Origin of the sequence: Nocardioides sp. 1609 (genome assembly GCF_004522105.1) — a bacterium.
Classification (GTDB): Bacteria; Actinomycetota; Actinomycetes; order Propionibacteriales; family Nocardioidaceae; genus Nocardioides.
The window spans coordinates 16,162-32,640 of record NZ_SPUJ01000004.1 but is presented as its reverse complement, the minus strand read 5'-3'; the positions used below and the strand labels follow the sequence as shown (position 1 = coordinate 32,640).

Annotated in this window: 16 protein-coding genes and 1 tRNA gene; 12 read left to right on the top strand and 5 right to left on the bottom strand. The window is 72.8% G+C overall.

Annotated features, from left to right (window positions below; translation table 11 throughout):
* The first annotated feature begins 65 nt into the window (after positions 1 to 65).
* Together E4623_RS10530 and E4623_RS10525 are read left to right on the top strand one after the other, a co-directional pair.
* Positions 66 to 890, top strand: coding sequence for a DUF4097 family beta strand repeat-containing protein (locus E4623_RS10530; protein ID WP_134766518.1), 825 nt, complete (start codon positions 66 to 68; stop codon positions 888 to 890).
* A gap of 67 nt (positions 891 to 957) precedes the next feature.
* Positions 958 to 1,137 carry a hypothetical protein gene (locus E4623_RS10525; RefSeq protein ID WP_134766517.1) on the top strand — a complete coding sequence of 60 codons (180 nt, stop codon included), beginning with the start codon at positions 958 to 960 and terminating at the stop codon, positions 1,135 to 1,137.
* Between the two features lie 11 nt (positions 1,138 to 1,148).
* Here the strand turns inward: E4623_RS10525 and E4623_RS10520 are convergent, their stop codons facing one another.
* Both E4623_RS10520 and dcd read right to left on the bottom strand, forming a co-directional pair.
* Positions 1,149 to 2,090 (bottom strand): siderophore-interacting protein, encoded by a 942-nt coding sequence (locus E4623_RS10520; protein WP_134766516.1) that lies wholly within the window; start codon positions 2,088 to 2,090, stop codon positions 1,149 to 1,151.
* Between the two features lie 166 nt (positions 2,091 to 2,256).
* Entirely contained in the window at positions 2,257 to 2,832 is a 576-nt protein-coding gene (dcd, locus tag E4623_RS10515; protein WP_134766515.1) for a dCTP deaminase, read from the bottom strand.
* Positions 2,833 to 2,881: 49 nt separating this feature from the next.
* Here dcd and E4623_RS10510 point away from each other — a divergent pair, with 49 nt between their 5' ends.
* The 4 genes from E4623_RS10510 (at position 2,882) to E4623_RS10495 (ending at position 5,582) form a co-directional block, all read left to right on the top strand.
* Entirely contained in the window at positions 2,882 to 3,661 is a 780-nt protein-coding gene (locus E4623_RS10510; RefSeq protein ID WP_245155015.1) for an SGNH/GDSL hydrolase family protein, read from the top strand.
* Positions 3,662 to 3,698: 37 nt separating this feature from the next.
* A tRNA-Gly gene (locus tag E4623_RS10505) sits at positions 3,699 to 3,771 on the top strand.
* Positions 3,772 to 4,046: 275 nt separating this feature from the next.
* Positions 4,047 to 4,703 (top strand): DUF2461 domain-containing protein, encoded by a 657-nt coding sequence (locus tag E4623_RS10500; protein ID WP_134766513.1) that lies wholly within the window; start codon positions 4,047 to 4,049, stop codon positions 4,701 to 4,703.
* Positions 4,704 to 4,796: 93 nt separating this feature from the next.
* Positions 4,797 to 5,582 (top strand): hypothetical protein, encoded by a 786-nt coding sequence (locus E4623_RS10495; protein ID WP_134766512.1) that lies wholly within the window; start codon positions 4,797 to 4,799, stop codon positions 5,580 to 5,582.
* Between the two features lie 162 nt (positions 5,583 to 5,744).
* On the opposite strand, the gene E4623_RS10490 is transcribed toward E4623_RS10495, so the two are convergent.
* Positions 5,745 to 6,203: an Rrf2 family transcriptional regulator gene (locus tag E4623_RS10490; RefSeq protein ID WP_134766511.1), complete on the bottom strand. Its 459-nt coding sequence runs from the start codon at positions 6,201 to 6,203 to the stop codon at positions 5,745 to 5,747.
* A gap of 217 nt (positions 6,204 to 6,420) precedes the next feature.
* Between E4623_RS10490 and E4623_RS10485 the strand changes: the two genes are divergently transcribed.
* Positions 6,421 to 8,295 (top strand): acyl-CoA dehydrogenase, encoded by a 1,875-nt coding sequence (locus tag E4623_RS10485; RefSeq protein ID WP_134766510.1) that lies wholly within the window; start codon positions 6,421 to 6,423, stop codon positions 8,293 to 8,295.
* A 117-nt stretch (positions 8,296 to 8,412) separates the two neighbouring features.
* Here E4623_RS10485 and E4623_RS10480 read toward each other — a convergent pair whose 3' ends face one another.
* Entirely contained in the window at positions 8,413 to 9,138 is a 726-nt protein-coding gene (locus E4623_RS10480) for a class I SAM-dependent methyltransferase (protein ID WP_134766509.1), read from the bottom strand.
* 92 nt (positions 9,139 to 9,230) lie between these two features.
* On the opposite strand from E4623_RS10480, the gene E4623_RS10475 reads away from it, so the two are divergent.
* The gene (locus tag E4623_RS10475; protein ID WP_134766508.1) at positions 9,231 to 10,445 is read left to right on the top strand and encodes a PQQ-binding-like beta-propeller repeat protein; all 1,215 of its coding nucleotides are present in this window, start codon (positions 9,231 to 9,233) and stop codon (positions 10,443 to 10,445) included.
* A gap of 8 nt (positions 10,446 to 10,453) precedes the next feature.
* Here E4623_RS10475 and E4623_RS10470 read toward each other — a convergent pair whose 3' ends face one another.
* On the bottom strand, positions 10,454 to 11,326 hold the full coding sequence (locus E4623_RS10470; protein ID WP_134766507.1) for a LysR family transcriptional regulator ArgP: 873 nt from the start codon (positions 11,324 to 11,326) through the stop codon (positions 10,454 to 10,456).
* A 70-nt stretch (positions 11,327 to 11,396) separates the two neighbouring features.
* Between E4623_RS10470 and E4623_RS10465 the strand changes: the two genes are divergently transcribed.
* The 4 genes from E4623_RS10465 (at position 11,397) to E4623_RS10450 (ending at position 16,472) form a co-directional block, all read left to right on the top strand.
* Positions 11,397 to 11,996 carry a LysE/ArgO family amino acid transporter gene (locus E4623_RS10465; RefSeq protein WP_134766506.1) on the top strand — a complete coding sequence of 200 codons (600 nt, stop codon included), beginning with the start codon at positions 11,397 to 11,399 and terminating at the stop codon, positions 11,994 to 11,996.
* A gap of 43 nt (positions 11,997 to 12,039) precedes the next feature.
* A complete protein-coding gene (locus E4623_RS10460) occupies positions 12,040 to 12,633 on the top strand; it encodes a hypothetical protein (protein WP_134766505.1) in 594 nt (197 codons plus the stop codon).
* Between the two features lie 140 nt (positions 12,634 to 12,773).
* The gene (locus E4623_RS10455) at positions 12,774 to 15,308 is read left to right on the top strand and encodes a 5'-nucleotidase C-terminal domain-containing protein (protein ID WP_167736572.1); all 2,535 of its coding nucleotides are present in this window, start codon (positions 12,774 to 12,776) and stop codon (positions 15,306 to 15,308) included.
* A gap of 141 nt (positions 15,309 to 15,449) precedes the next feature.
* Positions 15,450 to 16,472, top strand: coding sequence for an LLM class flavin-dependent oxidoreductase (locus E4623_RS10450; protein WP_134766503.1), 1,023 nt, complete (start codon positions 15,450 to 15,452; stop codon positions 16,470 to 16,472).
* The last annotated feature ends 7 nt before the right edge of the window (positions 16,473 to 16,479 follow it).

The following is a 16,479-nucleotide window of genomic DNA, read 5'->3' as shown; positions in this document are numbered from 1 at the left end:
CGCCGGCCCCGTGGACGAGCACACCCTCCACCACCCGAGCACGCACCAGTCAGGGAGCAGCCACCATGAGCGAGCACCAGTTCGAGACCCACCAGCCCGTCGAGGTCTACGTCGAGATCGGCAAGGGCGCGGTCGAGGTCCGCGCGACCGACACCGTCGAGACCCGCGTCACCGTCGACGGCCCGGACGCCGCCGACACCCTCGTCGAGCTCGACGGCGACCGCCTCAACATCATCGCCCCGCGCCAGCGCGGCGGGTTCCTCGGTGGCGAGCGCCGGCTCGACGTGGTCGTCACCGTCCCCAGCGGCAGTGGCGTCGTCACCAAGCTCGGCAGCGCGGACCTGCACGTCACCGGCACCATCGGCACCTGCCACCTCCGGTCGGGCTCCGGCGACGTGCGCGTCGCGGACGTCGCCGGCTCGGGCCTGGTGGAGACCGGCTCGGGCGACATCACCCTCGCCACGGTCACCGGGTCGCTGCGCGTCAAGAGCGGCTCCGGTGACGTCACCATCGGCACCGCAGGCAGCGACGCCGCCGTCTCCACCGGCTCCGGCGACGTGCAGATCCGCGAGTCGAACGGCGCCACGGCCGTCAAGACCGGCTCGGGCGACCTCCACATCGGTCAGGCCCGCACCGACGTCGGCCTCACGACCGGCTCCGGGGACCTCCAGATCGCCTCGGTCAGCGCCGGGCGGGTGCAGGTGAAGGGGGCCTCGGGCGACGTCCGCGTCGGCATCCCCGCCGGCGTCCCGGTCTGGACCGACGTCTCCACCGTCACCGGGCGCATCCACTCCACGCTCGAGGGCGCCGGCCAGCCCGAGGACGGCGCCGACTACGTCGAGCTGCGGGCCAAGACGGTCAGCGGCGACATCGTCCTCACCCAGCTCTGACCCAGCCACCCCGTCCCCGTCACCACGAACCGGCCGCGGCCCCACGCCGGCCCCCAGGAGCACCGTCATGAACAACGCCACCCAGCTGCTCGACTACGAGCTGCGACGCAACCACTCCGCCGTCCTCGGCACCGGCCTCAGCGGCCAGGACCGGGCCCGCACCGACCTCCTCAGCGCCCGCCGCCAGACCCGCCGCCGCCGGATGGCCCAGCGCGTGCGCGTCGTCGCCGACCGCCTCGACGCCTGAGCCGCGCCGCGTCAGGACCTCATCGCGACGCCGTGGCGCCAGTAGCCCATGAAGGCCACCTGGTGGCGGTCGATCCCGAGGTCCTTGACCAGCGCGCGGCGCAGCCCGGTGACGATCTTCGACTCCCCGGCGATCCAGGCGTACAGGCCGTCCCAGTCGTGACCGACGGGACGCGCGTGCTCGGCGACGTCCTCGCCGGACGACGAGTGCGTCGGGGTCTCCCACAGGTCGGGGTCGACCTCGTCGTCGGACACGTCGAGGTCGACCGGGCCGGCGCCGAGGTAGCCGAGGACGGCGACGTCCAGGGCCTCGCCGCGGGGCGCGCCGTCGCGGGGCAGCCAGTGCACGCTGACGCCGGTCGGGTGCTGCAGCGTGAGGACGTCGTCGCCGAACGGCACCTCGAGGAACGCCGCGCCCTGCGCGCCGTCGTCGAGCTGCTCGAGGATCGCCGCGATCGCCGGGACGGCGGTCTCGTCGCCGACGAGCAGCAGCCGGGTCGCATCCCCCGGCACGAACTCGATGCCGCCGTAGACGTGCCCGCGACGCGGCGCCATCAGCACCAGGCGGTCGCCGACCCGGGCGCGCGCGCCCCAGGTGCCGCCGGGGCCGCAGTCCCCGTCGTGGACGATGAAGTCGACGACCAGCCGGGTGTCGACGCCCTCGCCCCGCACCTCGCGGATCGTGTAGGTGCGCATGTGCCCGCGCTCCGAGAGCGGCTTGGTCATCCAGGTCGCGTACCAGGAGTCGTCGGCACCGGCGAACGACGGCAGCGGGTGCTCGCCGTCGGCGAAGATCAGCTTGACCCGCTGGTCGTAGGAGCGGTCGTTCCGGTCGAGCTCGGCGAGCGCCGGCGACCCCAGCTCGACCCGCACGAAGCTGGGGGAGACCCGCTCGACCGACACGCACTCCACCTCCTCGATCAGCATCGGGAGCTCGGTGGTGGTGGTCGTCATGGTGGCCTCTCGAGTCAGGTTGACCTTACTTAGGGTCACCTTATCCGGAGCCGTCGGGATTTCCCCGGTCGGCTGGGGATCCCTGAACTTGGGGGGCGATATCCCGGCCCCCCAGTTCAGACTTCCCCGGTCGACCGGGGAAACCCCGGACGCCGGCCGACCCGGCTCAGATCGGCGTGCGGTGGAAGCTCTGGAACGACCGGGACGGCGTCGGGCCGCGCTGGCCCTGGTAGCGCGAGCCGTACTTCTCCGAGCCGTACGGGTGCTCCGAGGGCGAGCTGAGCCGGAAGAAGCAGAACTGCCCGATCTTCATGCCCGGGTAGAGCTTGATCGGCAGGGTCGCGACGTTCGCGAGCTCGAGGGTCACGTGCCCGGAGAAGCCGGGGTCCACGAAGCCCGCGGTCGCGTGGGTGAGCAGGCCGAGCCGGCCGAGCGACGACTTGCCCTCCACCCGCGCGGCGATGTCGTCGGGCAGCGACACGACCTCGTACGTCGAGCCGAGCACGAACTCTCCCGGGTGCAGGATGAACGGCTCGTCCCCCTCGGGCTCCACCATCCGGGTCAGGTCGGACTGGTCGGCGGCCGGGTCGATGTGGGGGTAGCGGTGGTTCTCGAAGACCCGGAAGAACCGGTCGAGGCGCACGTCGACCGACGACGGCTGCACCATTCCCGGATCCCAGGGGTCGAGGCCGACCCGGCCCGCGTCGATCTCGGCCAGGATGTCGCGATCTGACAGCAGCACGCTGGCACCCTACCGCCGGCGCCTCGGGTCGCCCGAGCACAATCGGCCCGTGAGCACGCACCCCTACCGCCGCTACGTCGCCCTCGGCGACTCCTTCACCGAAGGGGTCGGCGACATCGACCCGGGCCGACCGAACGGCGTCCGCGGCTGGGCCGACCGGGTGGCCGAGGTCCTGGGGCGCGACGAGCCGGGGTTCGGCTACGCCAACCTCGCGATCCGCGGGCGCAAGCTGCGCGCGATCGTCGCCGAGCAGGTCGACGCGGCCCTGGCCCTGGAGCCCGACCTGGTCACGGTCTACGCCGGCGGCAACGACATCCTCCGGCCCCAGGTGGACCTCGACGCCCTCGTCGCCGACTACGACGCCGCCCTCGGCCGGCTCGCCGCGACCGGCGCCCGCGTGCTCGTGTGGACGGCGTTCGACCCGGGTGGGTCCGCGACGTTCAAGCTGCTCCGAGGCAGGTTCGCGCTCTACAACGAGCTGGTGCGCGAGAGCGCCGACCGGCACGGCGCGAGCATCGTCGACTTCTGGCGGATGCGCGAGTACCGCGACTGGGGCCTCTGGGACCCCGACCGGCTGCACATGGGCCCGGCCGGGCACCAGCGGATGGCGACCGCCGTCCTCGACGTCCTCGAGGTCCCGCACGACCTCGCTCCGCTGGCACCGACCCCGCTCGCGGCGCCCGGGGGGCGGGCCGGCGTCCTACGCGAGAACGCCGTGTGGGTGCGCACCTCGGCCGCCCCGTGGGTCCACCGCCGGCTCACCGGACGCTCCTCGGGCGACGGTCTCGCACCGCGCTACGGCACGTTCTCCCGACCTGTCGCCGACTGACCCGACCGTGGTGGGCTAGCATCGGCGCCGCAGCAGTGCGGATGTAGCTCAGTTGGTAGAGCGCGACCTTCCCAAGGTCGATGTCGCGAGTTCGAGTCTCGTCATCCGCTCGAGATCGCAGACACCTCGTGAGGAACGAACGAGGTGTCGTGGCGATCGAAGGTCGAGCAAGCGACGCGCCTGAGGAACGAAGGCGCACGAGCGCGTCGAGACCCCCGCAGCCGATCCCGGCAACGGGAGCGGGGTGCGTGCGGCAGGCGGTTTCGTCGTCGCTCGCCAGGGCTCGCTCGCTCAACCTCCGGCGCGGCTCGCTCGCTCAACCTCCGGAGCGGCGCCCTCGCACCTCGACGGGCGCCGACCGCGGGCGCCGACGTAGCCTCGACCCGTGCAGTTCCAAGGCTTCCCCGTCGCCGCGCTCGACTTCTACGACGACCTCGAGATGGACAACACCAAGTCCTTCTGGGAGGCCAACAAGGAGGTCTACGACGAGTCGGTGAAGAAGCCGTTCGCGGCGCTGTCGGCGGCGCTCGAGCCCGAGTTCGGGGCGGTGAAGATCTTCCGGCCCTACCGCGACGTCCGGTTCGCGAAGGACAAGACGCCCTACAAGACCCACCAGGGCGCGTTCGTCGCGGCCGGGCCGTCGATGGGCTGGTACGTCGAGCTGTCCCCGCGCGGTGTCCGCGTCGGAGCCGGCTTCTACGAGGCCAGCGGCGCCCGGTTGGGTGCCATCCGGGCCGCCGTCGCCGACGACCGGACGGGACCGGCCCTCCGGCGCACCATCGCCAAGCTGGAGAGGGCCGGGTTCGAGCTCGGCGGTGACCGGCTCAAGACGACCCCGCGCGGCTTCGACGCCGACCACCCCCGCATCGACCTGCTGCGGCACCGGCAGATCATCCTGGGCCGGCCGTACGGGTTCGAGAAGGTCATCCACACCCCCGCTGTCCTCACGCTCGTCCGCGACGACTGGCGCGCGCTGAAGCCACTGGTGACGTGGCTCCAGCGCGCGGTCGCCGGGGTGCCGGAGGACCTCCGGATCCGCTAGGGGCCTGCCCCGACGCGACCCCGCCGACTGCGGGCCGCACGGACGACGTCCGGCGTTCACCCGGCGGCCACGGCGGCGAGGGACGCTGCGCCCATGCCCCGCAAGCGTCAGGCCTTCGTCCACGTCGGTCTGGACGACGGCTCGGGCGACGTCGTCGGCACCGCGCTGGACTCCCACGCGCACGCGCTGCTCGACCTCGGCGTACGCCGCCCGGCCGAGCCCGCCGACGGCGACGGCACCTGGGCGGGCCTGCGACGGGACGCCGGGCGCGGTCGCGACACCGTCGTCCTCAGCCGGCCGCTGCTCGCCGCCGCGCCGCCGGACCGCGCGCGCCACCTCGTCGAGGCCCTCGACGCCTTCGACGTCCACGTCGTCGTGACCGCCCGCGCCCCCGACGCCTGGACCATCCCCGGCGACCCGGGCCGCGACCTCGCCTCGGTGCTGGACCGCTGGTCGTCGGCCGTCGCCGACCCGGAGCGGCTGCACGTCATCGTCGGGGCCGACGGCGCCGGCACCTGGCGCTCGTTCGGCCGCGTCGTCGGCTTCGGGACCGCGTCGCTGCGCGTCGCGCCCGAGGCCCTCTCCCTCGCGTCCGGTCAGGACGTCGTCCCGGCGGCCCGGGCGGCCGACCTGCGCCGGCTCGCGGGCACGTGGGCCGACCTGCTGGCGTCCTCGCCCTACGACGTCGTCGGCGACCTGGCCACCCTCGAGCCCGACCTCCGGTGCGCCGACTCCGTCGACGACCTCACCGCCGCGCTCGACCTGGCCCGGCACGAGGTCGAGCTCCTCCGCCGTCGCACCGACGACCTCGAGCGCCGGCTGGCGAAGTCCGAGAAGAAGAAGCGGAAGCTGAAGCGTCGGCTGTCCGAGGTCGCGTAGTCACCACCCCGGGCGGCTGAGCAAGCGAGCCCCGGCGAGCGCGACGAAGCCGCCGGCCCTCCGATGCCGACCGGCCGGTGCGGCCCTGGCCTCGGTGGGCCAGGGGTCTCGATACGCGGGTCACGACCTCGTACCTCGGTCGCGCCGCTCGCGCGACCCTCGTCAGTGCGGCTGCCAGGCGTCCTCGTCGGCGGTGCGCGAGGTGACGGCCTTGGGCAGCTTGCCGTCGGCGAGCTGCTGGATGGAGACCTGCTCGAAGACGTCGCGCAGGGACCGACGGGCCGCGATCCAGACGTGCTGGAGGACGTCGGCGGACTCGTTGTAGGTGACCGACTCCGGACGCAGGCCGTAGACCGAGACGAGCGGACCGTCGACGGCGCGGATGACGTCGGCGACCGAGACGTCGGTGGCCGGCCGGCCCATCCGCCAGCCACCCGACTGCCCGCGCTGCGACATCACGACGCCGGCGCGGCGCAGGTCGGCCAGGATCGCCTGCAGGAAGCCGTGCGGGATCTCCTGCAGCCGACCGAGCTCCTCGGCGCTGACCGCCTTGCCGTCCTCGCGCCCGGCCATCTCGATGAGGGCACGCAGCGCGTAGTCGGACTTGGCGGAAACTCGCATAGGGCCAGTGTGTCAGATATGTCGGGTCGATCACTGGACATGGCACCCCGGAAGCCTCCGTTCGTGGTGCCCGTCGTCCGAGATGCTCGTCACCCCCACCGCGCCGTCCTTGCACAGGGCACGCCTGGCTCCTATCATTAAGTTACTGGTCGGTAGCCCGCGCCGTTGAGCGGCGGGCAGGACCGAGCTCCACGACGAGATCAAGGAACGGTGGGCCGTGAGCCACTACAAGAGCAACCTGCGCGACATCGAGTTCAACCTCTTCGAGGTACTCGGACGCGACGAGATCCTGGGCACCGGCCCGTTCGCCGACGTCGACGCGGAGTCGGCGCGCTCCATCCTGGCGGAGGTCGAGCGGCTCTCCCGCGAGGACCTCGCGGCGTCGTACGAGGACAGCGACCGCAACCCGCCGGTCTTCGACCCCGCGACCAACACGGCCCCCGTCCCCGAGTCGTTCCAGAAGAGCTACCGCGCCTGGATGGACTCCGAGTTCTGGCGCCTGCAGATCAACGAGGACCTCGGCGGCACGCCGGCCCCCTCGTCGCTGGTGTGGGCCACGGCCGAGATGGTCCTCGGCGCGAACGCGCCGGTGTGGATGTACGCCGCCGGCCCCGCGTTCGCGCAGGTCGTGCACCGCAACGGCAACGACCGCGACAAGCGGATCGCCCAGATCATGGTCGAGCGCCAGTGGGGCTGCACCATGGTCCTCACCGAGCCCGACGCCGGGTCCGACGTCGGCGCCGGTCGCGCCAGGGCCACCGCCAACACCGACGGCTCGTGGAACATCGAGGGCGTCAAGCGCTTCATCACCTCGGCCGAGCACGACATGAGCGAGAACATCATGCACCTCGTCCTCGCCCGCCCGGTGGGCGTCGAGGGCGTCGGCGGCCCCGGCACCAAGGGCCTCTCCCTCTTCCTGGTGCCCCACCACCACTTCGACCACGAGACCGGCGAGCTGACCGGCGAGCGCAACGGCGTCTACGTGACCAACGTCGAGCACAAGATGGGCATCAAGGTCTCCAACACCTGCGAGGTCACCTTCGGCGACTCCTCCGTCGGCAACGGCGCGCCCGCCCGCGGGTGGCTGCTCGGCGAGGTCCACCACGGCATCGCGCAGATGTTCCAGGTCATCGAGAACGCCCGGATGATGGTCGGCACCAAGGCCATCGCGACTCTCTCGACCGGCTACCTCAACGCCCTCGAGTACGCCAAGGAGCGCCAGCAGGGCGCCGACCTGACGCAGTCCGGCGACAAGACCGCGCCGCGCGTCACGATCACCCACCACCCCGACGTCCGCCGCTCGCTGATGGTGCAGAAGTCCTTCTCCGAGGCCATGCGCTCGCTGGTGCTCTACACCGCGACGTGGCAGGACCGGATCCAGCTCGCCGAGCACCGCGGCGACGGCCTGGGCGAGGAGGCCAGGCTCGCCAACGCCGTCAACGACCTGCTGCTCCCGATCGTCAAGGGCTACGGCTCGGAGCGCTCGTGGGTGCTGCTCGGCACCGAGTCGCTGCAGACCTTCGGCGGCTCCGGCTTCCTGCAGGAGTACCCGCTGGAGCAGTACGTCCGCGACGCCAAGATCGACACCCTCTACGAGGGCACGACGGCGATCCAGGGGCAGGACTTCTTCTTCCGCAAGATCGTCAAGGACCAGGGCAAGGCCCTCGGCACCATCGCGGCCGAGATCCAGGGGTTCCTCGACGCCGAGGGCGGCAACGGTCGCCTCAAGAGCGAGCGTGCGCTCCTCGCCACGGCCCTCGACGACGCCAACGCCATCGTCGGTCACATGATCAACGAGCTGATGTCGGCCCAGGACGACATCCGCAACATCTACAAGGTCGGGCTCAACACCACCCGCCTGCTGATGGTGCTCGGCGACGTCGTCTGTGCCTGGCTGCTCCTGCGCGGCGCCGAGGTCGCCCTCGGCAAGCTCGGCGGCGAGGTGTCGCCGAAGGACAAGTCGTTCTACGAGGGCAAGGTCGCCGCGGCCCAGTTCTTCGCCCAGTACAACCTGCCGAAGATCTCCGCCGAGCGCGCGATCGCCGAGGCCACCGACCTCTCCCTGATGGACCTCGACGAGTCCGCCTTCTGATCCACCCCACCCCCCGCCACCCGCGCCACCCGCGCTGACCCGTCACCTATAGGTGACGGGTCAGCGTCGTTCTCGCCGACCCGTCACCTATCGCTGACGGGTCAGCGTCATTCGGCGTCAGGTCCGCCAGGTCGAGACGTGGCTCTCGCTGTCGCCGTCGAACGGCGTCCCGGTCCAGTCGGCGACGCGGCGCTCGAGGGTCATCCCCGCGAGCCGGGCCATCAGGTCGAGCTCGGCGGGCCAGACGAAGCGGAAGTTGCTGGTGCCGTGGGTGACCGTGCCGTCGGGGTGGTGGCGGTAGTGGTGCGAGGTGCCCTGCTGGGTCGCCATGTCGTAGGTGTCGATGCCGACGTGGCGCCGCCCGACGTGGAACGGCACGGCCGCCTGGCCCGGGGGGAAGCGCCGGATGCCGGGGATCCCGAGCTCGACGACGAACCGGCCACCCGGTCGCAGGTGGCGCGCGGCGTTCGCGAAGCAGGCCACCTGCTCGTCCTGGGTCCGCAGGTTGCCGAGGCTGTTCCACACCAGGTAGACCAGCGCGAACCGCCCCGGGACGACGGTCGTCGCCATGTCGCCCACCGTGACCGGGACGTCGTCCCGCTTGGCGCGGAGCCGGTCCGCCATCGGCTGCGAGAGCTCGATCCCGCTCACCGGCACGCCGCGCTCGGCCAGGGGGATCGCGACCCGCCCGGTGCCGATCGCGAGCTCGAGGGCCGCTCCGTCGCCCGCGAGGTCGGCCAGGAGGTCGACGGCGGGGTCGAGCACGTCGGGGGCGAACATGAACGCCGACGACTCGTCGTAGCGCGCCGCGGTGTCGGCGTCCCAGTAGTCGCTGCTCGTCACGGCGCCCACGGTGGCACGGCGTCCGGGGCGCCGCGACCCGATATCCGGCTCGCGCCGGGTGTCGCGCGGCCGGCACCGGGCAGGCTCGGCCCATGTCGCCCCCCCGCCCCCGCGTCGTGGTCGCCGTCGCCCTCGTCCTGGTGCTGGTCGCCGGCGGCCTCTTCTGGTGGACCACCCGCGACCGGGTCGCCTGGTCGACCGAGGTGGCCGGCGCCGGCGACGTCCTCGACGTCGACGGCACCCGCGTCCTGGTCGAGTCGTCGGACGGCGTCGTCGTGCTCGACCGTGACGACGGCGACGTCCTGGCCGAGAGCGAGGTGCCGAGCGGGGCGTTCGTCGGGCAGGCCGCGCTGGTGCCCGGCGGCGGCGCGGTCCTCACCTGGCGCGACGACGAGTACGCCGCCGCGTACGTCGACACCAGCGGAGCCACCAGGTGGGAGCGTCGGAGCGCGCAGGACCTCCGCATCGTCGGCATGGACGCCGAGGCCGGGGTGGTCGCCCTGCGCACCTACGGCGCCGACCCCACCGTGGTCGGGGTCGACCTCGACGGCGAGCAGCGCTGGTCGCGGCCGGCGCCGTCCGGGCTCGTCGTCCCGAGCCTGACGCCCACCGGGCGGCTGCTGACCCAGGTCGGCGTGACGCTGGTCCCGTCGGGTCCGGACCGGTTCGAGGTCCTCGACCTCGGCGACGGCACCGCCCTCGGCTCGATCGAGGCGCGCGGCGGGATCACCGGCGTCGCCGCCTGGCAGCGCACCGTGCTCGTCGCCCGGGACGACGGCAGCCTCGTGTTCGTCGTCGACGGCCGTGAGCGCGACCTGACCGGTCCCACGGACGTCGTGGCGGAGGTCGTCGGCACGGTGGACGACGGCGCGGTCGCGGTGAGCACCTTCGACCTCGACTTCTGGGGTGTCGACCTCGAGCGCGGGGCGGTGGCCCGGCTCGACACGGACCCGTACAGGAGCAGCTCGCGGCGCATCGGGGCCGTGGACGGCGACACGCTGCGCATCGTCGACCTCGGCACCGGGGAGGAGCTGACGAGCGTCGAGACCGGGACCGAGGGGACCTTCTGGACCGGGTCGACCGCCGTGGCGATCGAGGAACGGCAGGGCCGGCTCTCCGGCTGGCGCCACGGCGACGGGGGTGCGAGCCGGGTCTCGGTCGTCGACGACGACGGGGACCGGCACGGCGCCCTGACCACCACCACGCGGATCATCGACCTGTTCGTCGCCGACGAGCACGAGGCCGTCGTCGTCACCGACGGCGAGGGCGACGGGCCCCGCCGGGTGAGCCTCGTCGGTCGCGACTGACCAGCCGGTCAGCGCCGCAGCACCGCCGCGGCAGCGCGTCGCACGGACTCGGAGAGGCGTCCCAGGACCGGTGAGTCGAGCCGCCACCGCTGCCAGTGGAGCGGTACGTCGACCCGGTCGCGCGCCGAGAGCAGCACCAGCGCCCCGGTGGCCAGGTCCGGCTCGAGCTGTGGCGCCGGGAGCAGCCCCCAGCCGAGGCCGAGCCGGACCGCCTCGTGGTAGTCGGTCGAGGTGGGCACGCGGTGCACGACCGGCGGCGGGCCGAGCCCGCGGGCGGCCAGCAGGTCGTGCTGCAGCGCGTCCTTCTCGTTGAACACCACGACCGGCATCCGCGCCCAGTCGGCGCCGCGGCCGTGCCGCCAGCGCTCCGCGAACGCCGGGGACGCCGCCGGCCGGTAGCGCAGCGAGCCGAGCGGCTCCACGGCGCAGCCCTGCACCGCGACCGGGTCGGAGGTGACCGCGCCGAGGACGTCGCCGCGGCGCAGCAGGTCGGCCGAGAAGCCCTGGTCCTCCACGTGCAGGCGCAGCGCGACGCCGTCCCACCCCGCGACCTCGCCGACCACGTCGCGGAACCAGGTGGCGAGCGAGTCGGCGTTCACCGCGACCGGGAGGTCGGTGCGCGCCCGGCTGCCGGCGTCCAGGAGCGCCCGGGCCTCGTCGTGGAGCAGCGCCGTCTGCCGCGCCAGCCGCACCAGCGTCTCCCCCGCCGGCGTGGCCACGCACGGCGTCGAGCGCCGCACGACGACCTGGCCGACCGTCGTCTCGAGCGCCCGGATCCGCTGGCTGACCGCGCTCGTCGTGACGTGCAGGTGCCGGGCCGCGGCCTCGAAGGTCCCGTGGTCGACGATCGCGGCGAGGGCGGCGAGCTGGTCGAGTTGCATGAAGCCATGCTAATCAGGCTCAAGATTCTTTCGCTGGCCTGAACGACGTCGCGGTCCCTAGCATGGAGCCGTGCTCTCCTCCACCGTCGCCGGCCTGCTCACCGGGCTGAGCCTGATCATCGCCATCGGCGCGCAGAACGCCTTCGTGCTGCGCCAGGGTCTTGCCCGGCGGCACGTCGGGGCGGTGGTGGCGGTGTGCGCGGTCTCCGACCTCGTCCTGATCGTCGCGGGGATCGCCGGGATCGGCACGATCATCGAGCGGGCGGGCTGGGTGGTCGACGTCGTCCGCTGGGCCGGCGTCGCGTTCCTGACCTGGTACGGCGTCCGCAGCCTGCTGCGGGCGCGCCGGGGCGAGTCCCTCGAGGCCGCCACCGGGCAGGACGCCACGCTCGGGGTCGCCGTCCGGACGGCGGTCGCGCTCACGTGGCTCAACCCCCACGTCTACCTCGACACCGTGCTGCTCGTCGGCTCGATCGCCCACACCCACGACCACGTCTGGTGGTTCGCCGCCGGCGCGTGCGCCGCGAGCGTGCTCTGGTTCGTCGGCCTCGGGTACGGCGCCCGACTGATGCACCGCACCCTCTCGACGCCGCGGGCGTGGCAGGTGCTCGACGTCCTCATCGGGCTGACCATGCTCGGGATCGCCGCGATGCTGGCCACCGGCGGCTGAGGCGCAGGATTGGTCCGCGTCCGCGCGGGACACAATGACGCCCATGTCGCAGCAGCCCCCGCCGTACGGCGCTCCGGAGCCCCAGCAGCCCTACCCGAACCCGTACGGCCCCGGCGTCTACCCGAACCCGTACCCGCAGCCGCCCCGGAGCAACGGCACCCGCAACGTGCTGCTCATCGTGGGCCTCGTCGTCGTCCTCTTCTGCGGTGGCCTCGTGGCGCTGGGCGCCTGGGGCATCGTGAACGTCAAGAACGGCATCGAGGACTCCTTCGACACCGACTACCGGGGCTCCAGCAAGGACCCCCTCACGGTCGAGGAGGGCCAGGCCTTCGAGATCCGCGACTTCGAGTACGCCGAGGGCTGGAGCTTCGTCCGCGCGACCGATCCGACCGACCTCGGGTCCGACCAGGTCACCGGGCTCTCGGTCACCAGCGCCCGCGAGGACGCCGAGTCGTGGGACCGCCCCTCGATCACCTTCACGTTCCGCGACGGCAGCCGGGTCCTGGCGCAGGTCGACTGCCGCCTGGACGTCACCCTGAGCGAGGGCGACACCGCCGACATGGAGTGCAGCGGCTACGACGACCTCCCGACGGACTTCGAGACCCTCCAGGTCTACGACCGCTCCACCTACGAGTAGCCCGCTGGTTCCGATATGTGAACCGTTGTCCGGATCGGTCCACATGACGGAACTGGCTTCGACATTCTGGACCTTCGGCCCTACCGTCGGCAGGAACAGCTGTGGCGCGTGTCACAGCCATGCCTCGGAGGAGCCCGCCCGTGTCCCGTCCCCTGTCCGTCCGCGCCGTGCGCCGGACGCTGACGGCCCTGGCCGTCGTCGCCGTCGGCCTCACCGGCGTCGGCACCGTCCCCGCCGCCGCGCAACCCACCTCGCCCAGCGCGGTCGGTGACGCCGTGATCGCGTTCGTCGAGGTCGAGGACGGCGTCATCAGCGGCGGTCCGGCCCTGAACTCCGGCGACCACGGCAACTTCTCCGGCACCGGGTCCTACACGTTCCGCGAGACCGGGATGACCTCGACGATGACGGTCACGGCACCCGAGGCCGGGACCTACCCGATCTACATCCGCTACGCGGCAGGTCTGCTCGGCGCCGACGAGAACGTCACCCGGTCGATGGGCCTGACCACCAACGGCACGCGCCAGATCGTCTCGTACCCGATGACCGGCGACTGGGAGACCTGGCGCGTCGCCCAGGCCCAGGTCAACCTGAACGCCGGCACCAACACCGTCGCGATCAACTGCGACCGCGGCACGGACTTCTGCCGCCTCAACTTCGACGCGATCCAGGTCGGCGGCACGTCGTTCGACACCTGCACCGCGACGCCGGTGAACGCCGGCTGGACCCGCCTGTTCGACGGCACGTTCGCCTCGTTCGACGGCTGGCGCAAGGCCGGCTCGGGCGGCTTCGGCCGCCAGGCCGACTGCACCATCCGCGGCTTCCGTGGCGCCGGCGCGCTCTGGACGACGTCCCAGCAGACCGGGCCCCACACCGTCGAGGTCGACTGGAAGCGCTCGGCGACCGGCGACGCCTCGACCCTCCACCTCGCCTCGCCCGGCCGCAACACCGCTGCCAGCATCGCCGTCCCGCTCGGCACCGGCAACGCCGTGGGCCGACCGGTCGGCGAGTGGAACACCACCCGCGTCGAGGCCACGGCCTCGGCGGTCAGGATCTACCTCAACGGCACCCTGATCGAGACCCGCGGCGCGCCCAGCGCGCTCAACGGCGCCATCGGCCTCGCGAACCCGGCGTCCAACGACGGGATGCGGTTCAAGAACATCCAGGTGCTCGACGACTACGAGCTCGGCCCGGTCGCGGGACCGGTCACCCGCGCCCGCCTCGCCGACGCCTCCGTCAACCCCGGCGGCGAGTCCCGGCTGGCGAACCTGGTCGCCGAGGCCCAGCGTGCGACGACCACCTCCAACGGCGCGAACGGCGCGACCCAGATCTCCTTCGTGCACCCGGACGCCGTCAATGCCGACCTGACCGGCACCACCACGGCCACCTTCAAGCAGGCCGCGGCCGTGCAGCCCTCCACCGCCGACATGCGCAACTTCAAGCTCACCGGCGCGCAGATCGAGGCCCTGCTCGAGCAGCAGTGGAGCACCTCGCAGCCGTTCGTCCGCCTCGGCACCTCGACCGGCTTCCGCTACACCTACGACCCCAGCCAGCCGCAGGACGCCCGGATCACCGACGTGCGGCTCAACGGCAACCCGGTCCTCGCCGGGACGAGCTACTCGGTCACCACGTCCGCGGCCCTGCGCAGCGACACCGTGCGCTTCCCGGCCTTCACCGGCCGCGCCGGGGACCGGGCGGCCAACAAGACCGAGCAGGCGGCGCTCGTCGAGCACCTCGGCAGCGCCCCCGTCGTCGACGGCACCCAGCACTCGGTCGGCGTCTCGACGCCGGACGGCACGACGGTCGTCGCGGGCGAGACCCTCGCCGTCGACCTCACGTCGCTGTCGTTCACGGGCGTCGGCGACGTCCAGGACGGCGAGGTCGTCGTGAAGCTCGGCGCCACCACGATCGGCACCGCCCCCGTCGTCACCACGGTCGACGACGCGGCGAACGACGAGCGCGGCACGGCCAGCGTCCGCGCGACCATCCCCGCGGCGACCCCGGCCGGCCCGGCGTCGGTGACCATCACGGGCGACACGACGGGCACGTCCGTGACGGTCCCGATCACCGTGACCGCCGCGACGCCGACCACCGTCGACTCGACCACCTCGGTCTCCGTCGCCCCGGGCTCGCTGCCGGTCAGGCAGGGCACCTCGTCGGTCTCGATCACCGTCGCCAAGGCCGGCGGGACGCCGACCGGCCAGGTCGAGCTGTGGGTCGGCGGCGCCAAGGTCTCGACCGTCGCGCTGGTCGCCGGCCGCGCGACCGCCAAGGTCGGCCCCTTCCCCACCGTCGGCACCCGCACCGTCCAGGCGCGCTACGTCGGCGACTCCTCGACCAACCCGAGCAGCAGCGCGGTCGCGGCCGTCGCGGTCGTCAAGGCGACGCCGAGGCTCGCGGTCGCCGTCCAGCCGGCGAAGGTCGTGGCCGGCCGGACGAAGGCCAAGTTCGTCGTCACCGTCGCGGCCTCCGGCTTCACGCCCACCGGCAGGGTGACGGTGAAGATCGGCGCCAAGACCTACGCCGGCACGCTCAGGGCCGGGAAGGTGACCATCACGCTGCCGAAGTTCAAGAAGGCCGGGACCGTGAGGGCCACCGTCACCTACGTCGGTGACGCGCTCGCCGGGTCGGTGCGGACGACGAAGAAGATCGTGGTCAAGAAGGCCCCCCGGAGGTAGCACCCGCCAGCCCCCGCACGGAGCGGGCCCGGAGGACGTCGTCCTCCGGGCCCGTGGCGCGTCCGGGCACGTGGCGCGTCCGGGCGCGGGGAGCGCGAGACCCTCGGGAAGATCGACGATTCGGCCGGTGTTGGAGCCGACGTGAAGAAGAACATCGGGTTCCTGAACTTCGGGCACTGGACGCCGTCGCCGCAGTCGGCGGTGCGCACGGCGTCCGACTCGCTGCTGCAGTCGATCGAGCTGGCCGTCGCGGCCGAAGAGCTCGGCGTCGACGGCGCGTACTTCCGCGTCCACCACTTCGCGCGCCAGCTCGCGTCGCCGTTCCCGCTGCTCGCCGCCATCGGCGCGCGGACCAGCCGGATCGAGATCGGCACCGGCGTCATCGACATGCGCTACGAGAACCCCCTCTACATGGCCGAGGACGCCGGCGCCGCCGACCTCATCTCCGGCGGCCGGCTGCAGCTCGGCATCAGCCGGGGGTCACCGGAGCAGGTCGTCGACGGGTTCCGGTACTTCGGCTACGACCCCGGTCCCGAGGGCGACCACGCCGAGATGGCCCGCACGCACACCCGGGTCTTCCTCGACGCGCTGCGCGGCGAGGGCTTCGCCGAGCCGAACCCGCGCCCGATGTTCGCCAACCCGCCCGGGCTGCTGCGCATCGAGCCGCACGCCCCCGGCCTGCGCGAGCGGATCTGGTGGGGCGCCGGCACCCGCGCCACCGCCGAGTGGACCGCCGAGCAGGGCATGAACCTGATGAGCTCGACGCTGCTCGCCGAGGACACCGGCGTCCCGTTCCACGAGCTGCAGGCCGAGCAGATCGAGCGGTTCCGCACCACCTGGGCCGCCACCGGCCACGAGTTCGAGCCGCGCGTCTCGGTCAGCCGCAGCATCTTCCCGATCGTCGACGACCGCGACCGCGTCTACTTCGGCAGGGAGTCCCGCAGCAGCGACCAGGTCGGCATCATCGACGGCACCACCGCCCGCTTCGGCAAGACCTACGCCGGCGAGCCGGACAGGCTCGTCGAGCAGCTGGCCCAGGACGAGGCGATCGCCGCCGCCGACACCCTGCTGCTGACCATCCCCAACCAGCTCGGCGTCGACTACAACGCGCACGTCCTCGAGTCGATGCTGACCCACGTGGCCCCGGCCCTCGGCTGGCGCTGACGCAGGC

Bases quoted from the DNA above. Each gene is read 5' to 3' on its own strand.
- E4623_RS10530 (WP_134766518.1), top strand. From the start codon at position 66: ATGAGCGAGCACCAGTTCGAGACCCACCAGCCCGTCGAGGTCTACGTC.
- E4623_RS10525 (WP_134766517.1), top strand. From the start codon at position 958: ATGAACAACGCCACCCAGCTGCTCGACTACGAGCTGCGACGCAACCAC.
- E4623_RS10520 (WP_134766516.1), bottom strand. From the start codon at position 2,090: ATGACGACCACCACCACCGAGCTCCCGATGCTGATCGAGGAGGTGGAG.
- E4623_RS10495 (WP_134766512.1), top strand. From the start codon at position 4,797: ATGCCCCGCAAGCGTCAGGCCTTCGTCCACGTCGGTCTGGACGACGGC.
- E4623_RS10490 (WP_134766511.1), bottom strand. From the start codon at position 6,203: ATGCGAGTTTCCGCCAAGTCCGACTACGCGCTGCGTGCCCTCATCGAG.
- E4623_RS10475 (WP_134766508.1), top strand. From the start codon at position 9,231: ATGTCGCCCCCCCGCCCCCGCGTCGTGGTCGCCGTCGCCCTCGTCCTG.
- E4623_RS10470 (WP_134766507.1), bottom strand. From the start codon at position 11,326: ATGCAACTCGACCAGCTCGCCGCCCTCGCCGCGATCGTCGACCACGGG.
- E4623_RS10460 (WP_134766505.1), top strand. From the start codon at position 12,040: ATGTCGCAGCAGCCCCCGCCGTACGGCGCTCCGGAGCCCCAGCAGCCC.